The organism is Rhodococcus sp. SB1D (assembly GCF_048573875.1).
GTDB classification, from domain to species: Bacteria; Actinomycetota; Actinomycetes; order Mycobacteriales; family Mycobacteriaceae; genus Rhodococcus_F; species Rhodococcus_F qingshengii.
On the sequence record NZ_JBMAIQ010000007.1, the window covers coordinates 256,631 to 270,616 of the forward strand.

At 61.6% G+C, this 13,986-nt stretch carries 15 protein-coding genes; 5 read left to right on the forward strand and 10 right to left on the reverse strand.

The features are described from left to right. Positions 1-12: 12 nt before the first annotated feature. The 4 genes from ACN50D_RS17855 to ACN50D_RS17870 form a co-directional block, all read right to left on the reverse strand. Positions 13-708 (reverse strand): hypothetical protein, encoded by a 696-nt coding sequence (locus ACN50D_RS17855; RefSeq protein ID WP_047272584.1) that lies wholly within the window; start codon positions 706-708, stop codon positions 13-15. A gap of 19 nt (positions 709-727) precedes the next feature. After that, a complete protein-coding gene (locus tag ACN50D_RS17860; protein ID WP_003946336.1) occupies positions 728-1,060 on the reverse strand; it encodes a cupin domain-containing protein in 333 nt (110 codons plus the stop codon). Positions 1,061-1,144: 84 nt separating this feature from the next. Continuing rightward, positions 1,145-1,636, reverse strand: a complete 492-nt coding sequence (locus ACN50D_RS17865; RefSeq protein ID WP_047272583.1) for a dihydrofolate reductase — start codon at positions 1,634-1,636, stop codon at positions 1,145-1,147. A 2-nt stretch (positions 1,637-1,638) separates the two neighbouring features. Then, positions 1,639-2,439 carry a thymidylate synthase gene (locus ACN50D_RS17870; protein ID WP_003946427.1) on the reverse strand — a complete coding sequence of 267 codons (801 nt, stop codon included), beginning with the start codon at positions 2,437-2,439 and terminating at the stop codon, positions 1,639-1,641. Positions 2,440-2,525: 86 nt separating this feature from the next. On the opposite strand from ACN50D_RS17870, the gene cobF reads away from it, so the two are divergent. The 4 genes from cobF to ACN50D_RS17890 all read left to right on the forward strand — a co-directional run bounded on the left by cobF (position 2,526) and on the right by ACN50D_RS17890 (position 6,635). After that, positions 2,526-3,266 carry a precorrin-6A synthase (deacetylating) gene (cobF, locus tag ACN50D_RS17875; protein ID WP_047272582.1) on the forward strand — a complete coding sequence of 247 codons (741 nt, stop codon included), beginning with the start codon at positions 2,526-2,528 and terminating at the stop codon, positions 3,264-3,266. A gap of 76 nt (positions 3,267-3,342) precedes the next feature. Beyond that, positions 3,343-4,509, forward strand: coding sequence for a GGDEF domain-containing protein (locus tag ACN50D_RS17880; RefSeq protein WP_223304416.1), 1,167 nt, complete (start codon positions 3,343-3,345; stop codon positions 4,507-4,509). 43 nt (positions 4,510-4,552) lie between these two features. After that, positions 4,553-5,728 carry a sensor domain-containing diguanylate cyclase gene (locus tag ACN50D_RS17885; RefSeq protein ID WP_054827286.1) on the forward strand — a complete coding sequence of 392 codons (1,176 nt, stop codon included), beginning with the start codon at positions 4,553-4,555 and terminating at the stop codon, positions 5,726-5,728. Between the two features lie 40 nt (positions 5,729-5,768). Continuing rightward, positions 5,769-6,635: an Fpg/Nei family DNA glycosylase gene (locus ACN50D_RS17890; RefSeq protein WP_007727653.1), complete on the forward strand. Its 867-nt coding sequence runs from the start codon at positions 5,769-5,771 to the stop codon at positions 6,633-6,635. On the opposite strand, the gene ACN50D_RS17895 is transcribed toward ACN50D_RS17890, so the two are convergent. Continuing rightward, on the reverse strand, positions 6,628-7,503 hold the full coding sequence (locus tag ACN50D_RS17895) for a LysR family transcriptional regulator (RefSeq protein WP_007727651.1): 876 nt from the start codon (positions 7,501-7,503) through the stop codon (positions 6,628-6,630). The genes ACN50D_RS17890 and ACN50D_RS17895 overlap by 8 nt on opposite strands. A 72-nt stretch (positions 7,504-7,575) precedes the next feature. Between ACN50D_RS17895 and ACN50D_RS17900 the strand changes: the two genes are divergently transcribed. Continuing rightward, positions 7,576-8,808, forward strand: a complete 1,233-nt coding sequence (locus ACN50D_RS17900) for an MFS transporter (protein ID WP_042921334.1) — start codon at positions 7,576-7,578, stop codon at positions 8,806-8,808. A gap of 30 nt (positions 8,809-8,838) precedes the next feature. Here ACN50D_RS17900 and ACN50D_RS17905 read toward each other — a convergent pair whose 3' ends face one another. From ACN50D_RS17905 to ACN50D_RS17925, 5 genes are all read right to left on the reverse strand, one after another. Further along, positions 8,839-9,618 (reverse strand): DUF427 domain-containing protein, encoded by a 780-nt coding sequence (locus ACN50D_RS17905; RefSeq protein ID WP_050655572.1) that lies wholly within the window; start codon positions 9,616-9,618, stop codon positions 8,839-8,841. A 57-nt stretch (positions 9,619-9,675) separates the two neighbouring features. Then, complete coding sequence (locus ACN50D_RS17910; protein ID WP_003946395.1) at positions 9,676-10,152, reverse strand: nitroreductase/quinone reductase family protein; 477 nt, start codon at positions 10,150-10,152, stop codon at positions 9,676-9,678. 199 nt (positions 10,153-10,351) lie between these two features. Continuing rightward, positions 10,352-12,145 carry a DEAD/DEAH box helicase family protein gene (locus tag ACN50D_RS17915; protein ID WP_050655573.1) on the reverse strand — a complete coding sequence of 598 codons (1,794 nt, stop codon included), beginning with the start codon at positions 12,143-12,145 and terminating at the stop codon, positions 10,352-10,354. After that, the gene (locus ACN50D_RS17920) at positions 12,145-13,005 is read right to left on the reverse strand and encodes an SDR family oxidoreductase (RefSeq protein WP_054188823.1); all 861 of its coding nucleotides are present in this window, start codon (positions 13,003-13,005) and stop codon (positions 12,145-12,147) included. The genes ACN50D_RS17915 and ACN50D_RS17920 overlap by 1 nt, the downstream gene beginning before the upstream one ends. A 59-nt stretch (positions 13,006-13,064) precedes the next feature. Next, complete coding sequence (locus ACN50D_RS17925) at positions 13,065-13,967, reverse strand: dihydrodipicolinate synthase family protein (protein WP_007727643.1); 903 nt, start codon at positions 13,965-13,967, stop codon at positions 13,065-13,067. Positions 13,968-13,986: the final 19 nt, after the last annotated feature.

Below are 13,986 nucleotides of genomic sequence, written 5' to 3' on the forward strand. Positions count from 1 at the left end.
CCTCACCGAACGTCAGCTCTCCTGGCGGCGACCTTCCCACCACGACGACCAGTGATGCTTGATCTCGTCGAACTCGTCATCGCTCAGGTCGTAGGTGGTCAGCAGGATGGACATGCCTCCGTCGGGCCGCTGCGCCGTCACCGACTGGGTGGCGACAGACAGCAGGCCAGGGCCGAGATCCTCGACTGTCAGCCCGAATTGGTGGTCGGTGGCGTAGTCGACGACGCCTTCGAAATAGTCGCCGGGAGCGATTGTCACCGCGTACCGACTTCCCGCTTCCAATTCGATTTCGGTGAGCCCGAGGACGCTTGCCACGTTCTCACCGGGGAGCAGAAGGCCGTCGAGATAAATGGTTTTACGCTCGGCCAGTCCGTGGTGCTCCACTGCGAATCGGAGCAGCTGGAGGAATGTCGTCCAGCCCTCGGTGATGTCGTCGTACCAGTCGTCGTCGGCAGATTTGGCCGGCCGATCGATGCGGACGACCGTCTTGCCGTCCTGTTCGCGAAGTGAGAAACGGTCACCGTTTCCGAGTTTCAGCGTCAACGCTTCGGGGTCGGCCTCAGCGGTGGAGTAGATCTGGTTGATTTCGTCGTCGAGTCCGTCGTACTCCCAGCCGAACCAACGTCGAATCAGCGACGGGTCGCGCAGCGCGGGCCAGAGTACGGACGGGGCTGCGACGACGGACACTTCGATCACGGTTTCGCTCACGCGGAAGACGCTACCGATTTCAGCCCTTCATGGCGACGGTCAGTAGAAATGCAACGTCTTCGAGCGCTTCGACGCTGTGCCGGTCGGCCGGGACGGTCAGGAAATCACCCGTGGATCCTTTCCACTGGTCGCTCCCACACACAAGATTCAGCTTCCCGCTCAGGACCAACAACGTGGCTTCGCCCGGACTGTCGTGTTCGGCGAGGCTCTTGCCGGCGCTCAGCGCGATCACCGTCTGTCGCAGGCTGCGCTGGTGGCCACCGTAGACGGTTTGTGAACTGCGACCGCTGGTCGCCGAGCCCGCCAGTTTCAACTGTTGGCGAGCGAGAGCGGTCAGTGACTTCTTGTCCATCGAAGACCTCTCGGAAGCGGTGAATGTCCTTCTTGGAGTATGACCGACTCACTCGCGAGGTGCCTCGTTATCGGCGGAAGTCGGTCAGCGCGTGTACTCCAACCAGCGGAAGCGCAGGCCGCTCTTCTCCGAGGTCTGCCAGGGCTCGTCGGATTTCAGGTTCCATTCGGGGCCGATCTCGGGAGCAAAAGCATCACCGGCGATGTCGAGGTCGATCTCGGTCACCAGTAGATGCGTTGCGAATGGCAGTGCAGCCGAATAAATTTGCCCGCCGCCGACGACGAAGACGTCACCGTCCGGCAACGCCAGGGCGTCGTCCAGCCTGTGGACTACCTCGGCGCCTTCGGCGTGCCATTGCGGATCGCGTGTGACGACGATGTTCCGACGCCCGCTGAACGGACGGAACTTCGATGGAATGGAGTCCCAGGTGCGCCGCCCCATGATTACCGGATGGCCCATGGTGACGCGTTTGAAGTAAGCCATGTCCTCGGACACGCGCCACGGGATCGAGTTGTCGGCGCCGATGACGCCGCCGTGGGCCTGCGCCCAGATGAGGGTGACTGTGCGATCGGTCATCGTCAGACCGCTACCGGGGCTTTGATCGCGGGGTGGTGCTGGTAGTCGACGATCTCCACGTCCTCGAAGGTGTAGTCGAAGATGGAGTCGCGCTTGTTCAGCTTCAGGGTCGGCAACGGCAGCGGTTCGCGGCCGAGCTGCTCGGTCACCTGGTCGACGTGATTGTCGTAGATGTGGCAGTCGCCGCCGGTCCAGACGAACTCGCCGACGTCGAGTCCGGCCTGCTGGGCCATCATGTGGGTGAGCAGCGCGTAGCTGGCGATGTTGAACGGAACGCCGAGGAACATGTCGGCGCTGCGCTGGTACAGCTGGCAGGAGAGCTTGCCGTCGGCGACGTAGAACTGGAAGAAAGCGTGGCACGGCGCCAGGGCCATCTGCGGAATGTCGGCGACGTTCCACGCCGAAACGATGATCCGCCGCGAATCGGGGTTGGAGCGCAGGGTCTCGACGGTCTGCGTGATCTGGTCGATGTGCTCGCCCGAAGGGGTGGGCCAGCTACGCCACTGGACGCCGTAGACGGGGCCGAGTTCACCGTTCTCGTCGGCCCACTCGTCCCAGATGGAGACGCCGTGCTCGTGCAGCCACGCCACGTTGGAGTCGCCGCGCAGGAACCACAGGAGTTCGTTGACTATCGACTTGAGGTGGACCTTCTTGGTGGTGACGAGCGGAAAGCCGTCGGCAAGATCGAAACGCATCTGGTGACCGAAGATGCTGCGGGTGCCGGTTCCGGTTCGATCGGATTTGGCGGTACCCGTCTCCATGACGAGCCGGAGGAGGTCTTCGTAAGCAGTGGAGACAGTCACGGGAATCAGTCTAGGGCCTGCCCTGCTGTGCGCCTTTATTAACCTCCGGCGGTTAATAAAGGCGCACGGCAATATAGCCTCGGCACATGCGCGAACTCTTGGTGATCGGTATCGGTGCTGGTGATCCCGACCAGGTGACGGTTCAGGCGATCAAGGCTATGAACAGGGCCGATACCTTCTTCATCATCGGAAAGGGTGACGAGAAGCAGGCCCTGGTCGACTTGCGCACCGGCATCCTCGACGAGCACGTTCACCTCGACTACAAGGTGGTCGAGATCACGGACCCGCCGCGGGACCGAACCCCGACCGACTACGAGGGCGTCGTCGAGGACTGGCACGAGCGTCGGGCCGCGAAATTCGAAGCGGAATTCGCGGCCGAACCTGGCGTCGGCGCGATTCTCGTCTGGGGTGACCCTTCCCTCTACGACAGCACTCTGCGGATCGTCGAGCGCGTGCTCGCTCGCGGGAGAGTTTCGTTCGACTACTCCGTCATCCCGGGAATCACCAGCGTGCAGTCGCTGGCTGCACAACACCGGATCGTCCTGAACCGAATCGGCGAACCCATCCACATCACGACCGGCCGCAAACTGGCCGAGGGATTGCCCGACGGCGTGGACAATGCCGTCGTGATGCTCGACGCGCATTGCACCTTCACTCAGGTAAGCGAAAACGACGCCGAGATCTGGTGGGGCGCGTACCTCGGGACCCCGGACGAGGAGTTGATTTCCGGCAAACTGCGTGACGTCGAAGATCGGATCGTCGCTTGCCGGGCGGAGTTGCGTGAGAAGCACGGTTGGATCATGGATACGTACCTCGTTCGGCGCTGACAACCGACCCCGAATTTGCCGCCTTGATCCTGCACTCTTGATCCCGAACGACGGTCTGCGCACCTATGATCTGCGCATGACATCGTTCGGGCAGGACCGACTGCAGTCGATTTTGCCCGCGCCGCGTGGCCGTGAAAAATCAGCTGTGAAGTCGGCTTTCGACCTTCTGGTTCAGTGGTATCGGCGTCCTGATCAATTCGACAGTTTCAATCGATACCTCGCCACGAAGGGCCTGGAGCTAGCTGTCCGATTGCTGGTCATCGGCTCGCTGACGACGGTCATCATTGCGATGACTCTGCTGCGCTTCAGCGACGCGGGCGTGCACAACCACGTCACCAGCGTCGTCAACGCCGTTATCATCGCCGTCACGATTGCGGTGATCGTGCTCTTCTGCCTTCTGCCCGAAATCACGCGTCGGTGGTCGTACTTCTTTGTCGCCTACTGCGAGGTCGGCGTATTCGTCGGTGTGTTCTTGAACAACGACCCTTTCATCGGGTTGATCCAGTGTGTGCTCTTCGTACTGATCGGTGGTTACATCGCGTACTTTCACAACGCGAGACTCCAGGCGGTTCACATCGCGCTGTCCATCGTGGTTCTGGCAGTGGTCGGCCGAAAGGTTGCGGTCTACGCGGATCCTGCGTTGGCCACAGCACTGTGCCTGATCATCGCCACCGGGATCGTGGTCATCCCGTTCGCCTGCCAGTTCGTCCTCTCACTTCTCGGCTCCGACGCGGACAGTTCGGATGTGGATCCGTTGACAGGGCTTCTGAATCGGCGCGGGCTGCAGCGAGCTGTTGTCGAAATGGGGGCGACGGGGCATGCGTCGAGCAAGTCGTCGTATGTCGTCGCGATTGTCGATGTCGATTCGTTCAAGAGCGTCAACGACTCACAGGGGCACGAAGAAGGCGATCTCGTACTTCGCCAGATTGCTGATCGACTGCGGTGGTGCGGCGGCGAGAAGGCGCTCTTCGCCAGATTCGGTGGGGACGAGTTCGTGTTGGTAGACACGATAGACGTCGGCGCAGCGCCTGCGTTCGAAGACAATCTGCGAAGGCACTTGCGAATCGACGATCGTGATCCGGTAGTGACCACCAGCGTCGGAGTCGCGATCACCTCTGCCGAATGGTCGTCGATTATTTCCGACGAGGAGTTGACGGAATTGTTTCGAGTAGCCGATGCCTCGATGTACCGCGCGAAGGCCGCCGGCGGCGATCAGGTTGTGATGTGGGACGGCAAACAGTGAAAATTGTCTGATTGCGGGGAGTTGACTGGATTACCCTGACACTATGGAATCTGCCGAGAGTGTTGAGCGTTCGGACGCCGTGGCGTCTCGACGACCGCTCTCGGGTCCCGCGTTCCGGCTGATCTCTTCTCAACTTGTCGATTGGTATCGGCGTCCGGACCAATTCGACACCTTCAATCGCTATCTCGCGGACAAAGGGTTGACCGTCGCCTCGCGGTTTCTCGTCGTCTGCTCGTTGGTACTGGTCACCGTGATCATGTTCCTCACTCGCTTCAGTCCACAGGGACCGACCACTGCGCACGCGCGCTCCGCGAACGCAGTCATCATGGTCATAACCGTGATGATGGCCGTCGCCCTCTCGACGAGGCGAAATCTCTCCCGTTCCTGGTCTTACGCCTTTGTGCTCTACTCGGAAGTGGGAATAGCGGCCGCAATGCTGCTGTACTCCAATCCACTTGCAGCACTGGCACACGCCGTGATGTTCTCGGTGATCGGCGGATACATCGCGTTCTTCCACAATGCTCGAATACAGAGCCTTCACATGTTGTGGGTATTCGTCGTGGTCATCGGCATCGTGACACGTACGGCCGTGGTCGAAAACGATGTGGATGTTCCGGTTCTGGTCGCGTTGGTAGTACTGGTCGGCGCGGCAATCTACGTGATTCCCTTTGCCTGTCAGTTCATTTTCTCCATCCTCGGCACCGACGCGTTGAACTCGCAATTGGACCCACTGACGGGACTGCTCAACAGGAGGGGACTGGCCGACGAAGTACGACTGTTGCTGGAGCGGTCGTACACGCACTCGGCGCTCTTGGTAGTCGCCGCCGTCGACATCAATCGATTCAAGGCCATCAACGACGAGTACGGACATACCGTCGGTGACGCCGTGATCGAAAAAGTCGGATCGAGACTGGTCGAATGCGCCGGCCCGGCGGCCTTGATCGCACGGATAGGCGGCGACGAGTTCGTCATCGTCGATTCGGTCGATCAACGCTCGTTCCATCGACTCGAACATGAGCTACTCCGTTCGACGATCACCTCGCCCGATCATCCCGAGGTGGCGATGAGCGTCGGAATCGCGAAGATCGCAGGGCCTTTCGAATCAGCGGATGATGCGCTGGTCACCTACCCGACTCTGCTGCGGCGAGCGGATCGGGCGATGTACTCCGCGAAGGCACGCGGTGGGCATTCGGTGGTGCTGCAGACGGAAACGGACTGAGCGCGCTGTGAGTGTCCGTGGTCGGCGTTAGTCTGTTGCCATGCCTGAACTACCCGAGGTGGAAGCGCTGGCAGGGTTCCTTCGTCAGCACGCGGTCGGCGCAGTGGTGGGACGCGTCGACATCGCTGCATTGAGTGTGCTCAAGACCTTCGATCCGCCGATCACCGCTCTGCAGGGGCGTGACGTCACGGGCGCCGCCCGCTTCGGGAAGCATCTGGCTCTGGATTGCGACGGGTTGTGGTTGGTCACGCATCTCTCCCGTGCCGGCTGGATGCGCTGGCTGGACAATCCATCGGCGACGCCGCCGAAGCCGGGGAAGGGGCCGTTGGCGCTGCGCGTTCATTTCTTCACACCCGAAGGGTTGACGCCGGCATTCGATCTCACCGAAGCCGGCACCAAGAAACGCCTCGCCGTCTGGGTCGTGAACGATCCGCAGGAGGTTCCGGGCATCGCCCGGTTGGGGCCGGACGCGATGGCCGTGACCGAAGCCGAGTTCGCACAGATTCTGGGCGGAACGTCGGCGCGGATCAAGAACTCGATAGTCGAGCAGTCGTTGATCGCCGGTATCGGGAACGCCTACTCGGACGAGATCCTCCACACCGCGAAACTCTCGCCTTTCGCGACCTCGTCGCGGCTGACGCCGGATCAGATTTCGACGTTGTATGCCGTGATGCGATCTACGCTGGCCGACGCGATCGAGCGTTCGGAAGGTCAGGACGCGGCCCGGCTCAAAGGTGAGAAACGCTCGGGGATGCGAGTGCATGCTCGTACCGGACTTCCGTGCCCGGTGTGCGGTGACGTCGTACGCGAAGTGTCGTTCGCGGAGCGCTCTTTTCAATACTGCGCGACGTGCCAGACCGGCGGTAAACCGTTGGCGGACAGGCGAATGTCGAAACTGCTCAAGTAGCGAACTGCGCTGCGAGTAGTTCGACGAACTCGCGGGCGAGCGCCGACGAATGGGTGGGTTCGGTGATTGCGTGGACGATCCGATGCGGCGCATCGGTGATCGGAATACAGACCAATTCGGGGTGCAGGGCGCTCATGGACTGGGGGAGCAAACCTACGCCCAGGCCGTTGGCGGTCAGTGAACAGATCAGGTCTACCGAGTTGGCTTCAAGTGTTTTTCCCCGAGGGACCTGTGATTCGGCGAAGGCTTGGTCGGTTTGGACACGGGCCTCGCTGCCGGAGGCGAAGTCCACGAGAGTGTGATCGCGTAGGTCTTCGAGCCTGATCGACGAAGCCTGGGCGAAGGGATGGTCAGGAGCAACGAACGCTGCGGTGGGTTCACTCCACAGCGGTGCGGCGGCAAAGCTCTTGGGTAGGCGACCTGCGGCCAATCCGACAATGCCGACGTCGATTGCACCGGACCGGACTCCCTCGATAACTACTTCACTGCCGTACGGTCGCGCGGTGATGTTGATTGCAGGGTGGCGCCGTGTCAGATCTGCCAGCGCGCGTCCGACGTCGACGCGCCCCGCCGAGGTGATGGTGCCGACCGTCAACCGCACTTGCTCGTTGCTCCGTGCCGAGACATCACTGACGAGTCTCGACACGGCGCCGAGTACCTCGCGGGAGCGGGCGACAAAAACCTCGCCTGCAGCAGTCAGGCCGACGTTTCGGCTGTTCCGGTTGAACAATTCGACTCCCAGTTCCTTTTCGAGGTCTCTGATCTGGGCACTCAAGGCGGACTGGGAAACGTGCAACCGCGACGCTGCTCGGCTGAAGTGTCTGTCTTCCGCGACTGCCAGGGCGTAGCGGATGTGACGTAGTTCCATTGCACCAATCTATCGTTTCTGGAGATAGATCATGCATATCTATCTATTGGACGCGCGTCGGTGTAGGCGGTCATGCTTGACGACATGATTTCAAGCGACGCGCGTCCGAGGCTCGGACTACCGATAGTGCTACTGATGGCTGCGGCGACGGGCCTGTGCGCGGGCGGTAACTATTTCAACCAGCCACTCCTCGATTCCATCGCAGATCACCTGAATGTGTCGGCCTCCGCAGCGGCCGCGACGGTGACCATCGCGCAGGTCGCGTATGCACTCGGATTGATACTTCTGGTTCCGGTGGGCGACATGGTGGACCGACGCAAGCTGACGGTAGGGCTCATGCTGCTGGCGGCGACCGGTCAAGCGGTCAGCGGATTTGCGCCCAACTTTGCCACGCTGGCAGTGGGAATCGCTGTCGCTGGAGTCTTTTCGGTCGCCGCCCAGGTGCTCATTCCGTTTGCCGCCTCACTGGCCGAACCTGAGAGGTCCGGTCAGGTGGTCGGCACGATCATGAGCGGACTGCTGATCGGAATCCTGCTGGCGCGCAGCGTTGCCGGCGTCCTCTCCGGACTGGGAGGTTGGTCGACGGTATACAAGGTTGCGGCGGTGCTGATGGTGGTGATGGCCGTGGCATTGTGGCGATCTCTGCCTTCCGATTCCGCAGATCGCCCGAAGGCAAGCTACCGCGCAACGCTCGCTTCGGTAGGGAAGTTGGCTGCGACCTTGCCGCGCCTGAGAACCCGATCGGCCATGGGCGGACTGGCTTTTGCTGCTGTCAGCACCGTCTTCACGACGATGGCCTTTCTTCTGTCCGGCGAATTCGGCTACAGCGACACTCAAATCGGCTTGGTCGGACTACTCGGTGTGGCGGGAGCTTTGATGGCGACGGTGGCGGGCAGACTGGCCGATCGGGGATTGGGTCAGCTGGCGACCGGCGGCGCCATCGCGATTCTCTTGGTGTCATGGCTTCCCTTTGTCGCCGGTGCCACCCACGTGGTGTGGTTTCTCGTTGCCATCGTCCTTGCCGACCTCGCGCTGCAGGGAGTGCACGTCAGCAACCAGAACGTGATCTACGCCCTTGTCCCCGAAGCGCGTTCGCGTGTGAATTCCGTGTACATGACCACCTACTTCGTCGGTGCTGCCGTGGGCTCGGCGGTGGGGTCAGTGGTGTGGAAGTCGTACGGCTGGAACGGAGTATGCATCGCCGGGTTGGTCTTCTCCGTTGCAACGGCGATGGTGTGGGTGCATGATCGCCGACTGGAGACGGCTGAACTGCGAATCCCGGAATCCCCTGTTGCAGTGGGGTAGGCACCCACACCTTCTCGGCTCCAGCACCTTTCAGATTTCGGCACCGTCCACCAGGATCTTGCCGACGCGTTCGGGATAGAACGACACGTGGTCGTCGATCCCGGACGCTTCGGCGGTAGTGAACGGATAGAACCACGCCAGATCCTCGATCGGAGCGAGTTCGGTTGTGCCGGTGAACGACAGATACGACGCAGTGCCCTTGTAGGGGCAGGCCGTGGTGGTCGGGGACGGCGCAAAGTACTCGCTGTGAACGTCGATTCTCGGAATGTAGTACCGCGTGGGCAGTCCGGTTTCGAAGAGCAGTCTGGGTCGTCTCGTCTCGGCGACCAGTACGTCGCCGACAAAAACCCGGACGTGGCGGGACGAGGGGAGTGCGTCGATACGTACGTATGGATCGCGGGCGTGGACAAAGACCTGTTGATCCTCCTCGTACCAGGCGTCCATGCGATCCCAATAGAATGCGACGTACTCACTCAGATCCAGGGAACCGTCGAACTGTTCAGGGTAGGTCCAGACGGCGTCCTCGGCCCGGCGATCCCCGATCTCGATCGTCCAGTAGGTGGCGTCACCTTTCCATGGGCAATGGGTGGTCGTCGACGTCGGGACGAGGAATTCGGTACGAACGTCCGCGAGGGGGATGTAGTACATCGGCAGGCGGCCGCGTTCGAAAAGGTATACCGAACGAGTGGTGTCTGCGACGGCGTGACCAGCGAAGAAGGCTCGAATTCGGCGGGGGTTCGGCTCCAGTGCGATCCGCCCGTTGGAAGCTGTGATCTGTGTGTCTTCTGCGTGAGTCAGTGCTGTGGACATTCGCGAATGCTCCTGAGATCGGCAGGGTGGTCCTTCCCATCCTGCGCCCGGCAGCAGTTATTTGACAGGTTGGAGTCGAAATACGCGGATCTGGCGCCCGAATGCTCGATCGGCGTAGGTTTCGTACGGCGGCCACGTGGTGGTCGCGAGCTCCCACAGCTTCTTACGCGTGGCGCCCTCCGCCAGACTCGCACCGACCGGTATTTCGACGCCCTTCACTGTCACGATTGCGGTGGGGTTTGCCATCAAATTGAGTGTCCATGCTGGATGCGTATCCTGCCCCCAGTTGGAACCGACGACGACAAACGCATCACCGTCGGGTGCGTACAGGAGTGGCGTGGTGCGAGAACGGCCGGTCTTACGGCCCGTCGTGGTGAGCAGTAGCTGAGTCACGGTGTTCTCTCCGACCAGTGAGAGCTTGCCTCCCGACACTCTCTGCACTGCTCGATCGAGCGGAACCAGATCCTTGCCGAGATCCGAGAACCATTGTGTATGGCCGACATTGCGCATCAATGACCGGTAGATATTGCGCATCGGACCCCTCGCATTCTCGGCACTGTTTCGAGGCTGGTGCACCTCGACTCGAAAGAGTCTGCCACGTCTGGTCACAGATACCTGAGTCCCAAGGTCCCGAAAGGAATGAAGCGGTCAGCCGAATTCGGTTTTGGTGGAGTAGAATTGGGGCATACCGCCGAAACCGTTCGTTTGTGCGCGTTGGACGGTCGTTGGAAGATCAACCCTCCGAGGTCAAGACATCAGGCTCTAGCCACTCGACGCCGAGCAGTTCGGACAGCGACCGCAGACCGGATCGATCACCACCTTTCAGACCTGTGACCGAATTGAGATTGCGCAACATGACCGTGGCGACGTCCTCTTCCTTGGTGCCCACGCCGAAGGGTATGACCCACGGGCACGTCTGGTAGTCGCGATGCGACCGACCGAACGTCTGTTCTGCCGCGATCCCTGAGTATCGCGGTTGATGAAAGATTCCCGTCCGTGGCAACGGGGACGCGTGAGTGCCGTCCGGGAGTGCTTCGTTGGCATGGAGCGAGATCGAGGTCGTGACATTGAAGACGATGACCGGTGCGTCCCCGCGTTGAAACCGCAGACGTTGACCCTCCTTGTCCGGCACCGCACCGAACAGTTTTGCCACCGAGATCCCGGCGTCTTCGATCATCTCGACCAGTGGATCACCTGCCGTGGAGACGAATTCGACGGCCACCAACACCTGCTTGCCTGCCTTGACCTGCGCCTGCGCCCACTGGGCCGTCGACTCGGCGCGGATCATGCCCGCTTTCTGTCGGTAGCGCAGAACCAGCGCACGGCCGCGCGCGATGTTGCGACTCTTGCGGGCCAATCCCATTTCGTAGGCGTACTCGGCCCACTCCGTCTCGTACTCGGCGCGCTGGGCATGGGTGAGGTCGATCGGCATACCGTCGAGCGGAACAGGTCCCCACGGAGTCGGTCGATGAATCATCAAGGGCGGTTTGCTGTTCGACATCCACCCACGCACGGTCTCGAGCGCTCGAGATTGCAGAGTAGGTGATTCCTTCGCCTCTGCGCTCCACGTCCACTTCCCGTAGGACTTGTCCAGCGGAAGGCCGGACTCGACCAGCCTGGCGCCCAGGTCGGACCAGTACTCCGAAGGTTCTGAATGCAGCTGCGCGAAAAGCGGTGCCAGGTAACGCTGGTCGGCCGGCGTGTGTCCCGGTGTTGCCGTCACGGACAGGACGAACGGCGCTTGCTCGTGAGCATTCGAAAAGCGCGCGACCTTCTCGAATGCCGCCGTGCGCTGTGTGTCGTTGCTGTACAGCTGGGCCTCGTCGGCAATCACCACACCGAACGTGTACTTGGGGCGGCCGTTTCGCGCGATCAGCTTCTTCAATTGGTCAGGCGACATGATCAACCAGCGGAATCCACCGTCGCCCACCGAGGCGATGGAATAGCGCCAATGCGGAATGGTGATCTGTGCGGGTCGATCGACGAGGACGAGGATGTTGGTTTCGCCGCGCTCCTCGGCAATCGTCTTGGCAGACATCACTGCGATCAGCGTCTTACCCAGGCCTGCATTGTCTGCCAACAGAAATCCGCGTTTGCCGGCGCGAGCGGCATCGACGACGGCTGCAGCCCCCGAAACCTGCTCGGGCCGAGGAATTTTGGGTGCAGCAACGGGACGTTCACCGGTGCTGTCATTGATGTCGTCCTCTACCCACTGCTGATAAGAGAAGGGGAGTGCCTTGAATGGAGCGAGTTCTACGGGCAACTCCGTACCGACCCACGCGTAGCTCTTCCATTTCTTGACGAACTGCGCACCAGGCGCCGGCGTCCGAAAGGGAACGTCGAGGAGCCAGACTCTCTCACCAGGGCCGGCAGTCGGCACATCCGGCATCGTCGCGCGTGAGCTCTTCTTTGCGACAGTCTTCTTCGGGGCGGTCTTTCTGGTCGTGTTCCTCTTGGGTGCAGCCTTCTTCGGTGCAGCCTTCTTTGCGGCAGCCTTGCGTGCCGTGGTTGCTTTGCGTGGTGGCATCAGGCGGTTTCTGCTGTGAGGAATTCACGCAGCGTGAGCGCAGGCCGGCCGACAAGGTCCTCCACGGTGCCCGTGATCAGCGCCAATTCACCCTGCGCGATTGCGGTGTACGTCGACACCCATGCGTCGAGTTCCCAAGCGGGTGCGTTGTACGACGCCCGCGATTCGTAAGCTTCCTCGAGCGTTTCCTCGACGTACGTGGTTCGCTTGCCGGTGACTTCGGTGATGATGCTCGCGGCCTCGGAGAGCGTCAGTGCCTCCCGTCCGGTCAGGTTGTACGTCTGTCCGACATGAGAATCCAGATCCTGCAGAACCGACACAGCGACGGCAGCAATGTCGGAGCGCGCTACCGCGCCGACGAGACCGTCCCCTGCGGGTCCGCGGATCACACCGTCTTCACCGGCGAGAGCGGGTAGGAAATCGAGGTAGAAGCTGTCGCGCAGGAAGGTGAATGCGAGCCCGGAAGCGCGGATATGTTCTTCGGTGACCCAGTGATCGCGAGCGAGCGTGAACGTCGCGTCCGGAGCAGCGCCGAGGAAAGACGTGTACACGATGTGCCTGACCCCGGCCTCCGCTGCGGCGTCGATGAAGGTGCGGTGCTGATCCAGACGATCTGCGCTTTCGGCCGCCGAGACCATGAAGAGGGTGTCGATTCCGGCCAGAGCCGCGAGAGCGCGCTTCTGATCCCCGTACGTGGTCTCGGCCGAATCGGCACCGGGGAGCTGCGGTAATCGGTTGACCGACCGTGCGATCAGCCGCTGTGGGACACCGGCGTCGGCCAACGACCGGGCCACCAGTCCGCCGATATGACCGGTCGCGCCGGTGACGGCGATCCTCGCAGACCGTGAATCTACGGACATGGTGCCCCTCCTTCGGTCGGTGTGCATCCCATCTTGCCGGAACCCACTCCCACGTCAGGTCACGACGCGACGATTACACCGCGAGCCACCGACAGAGCGTCGGACAAAGCTGTCCTGGTGTTGTCGTCGAGGGACAGCAGGGGCCGGCGGGGAAGGCCGGCGTCGATGCCGAGAGATTCCAACCCGGCTTTGACCGTCGACGGCAGTCCGCGACTGACGAGGACCTTCAGTAGCGGCTCGATCTGTTCGAACACAGCGGCGGCACCCGACCGATCACCGGATTCGAGTAGACGCCAGAAGTGCACCACCTGTTCGGGGGCCAGACACGGGGCTGCCGTGCACCATCCGCTTGCACCGGCAGAGAAAGATTGCAGTGCAAGAGGATTGCTGCCGTTGAAGAAGGGGATCGTGCCACCGCTCAGTTCGTTGATGCGGTTCATCCGGGTGATGTCGCCGGTGGATTCCTTGATCATCGTGACGCCGTCGACGGTGGAGACGAGATCGACGAGAAATTCCGGCGACATGTCGATCCCGGTGGTGGCCGGATTGTTGTAGATCATCGTGGGAATGTCGACGGAATCGGCCACCGCGGTGACGTGTTCACGAATCTCCTGCTCACCCAGATGCCAGTACGACGTGGGGAGGATCATCATTGCGTCGGCTCCGGCGTCTGCCGCGATCGATGCTCGGCGGAGTGCTCCCGCCGTCGTCAGATCCGACACTCCGACGACGGTGGGGACTCGGCGGTCGACGTAGTCGACAGTCTCCCGAGCGACCGTCTCCCACTCTGCATCGTCGAGATAGGCGCTCTCGCCGGTACTGCCGAGTGGGGCTATCGCGTCGACACCACTGCTGATCATGCTGTCGAGGAGCGTGTGTAGCGGCTTGGGGTCGAATGCTCCGGTGTCCCGGTCGAACGGGGTGATGGGATAGGCGACGATTCCCTTGATGGTGCTGCTCATGAGGCTCTCAGTTCTGTTG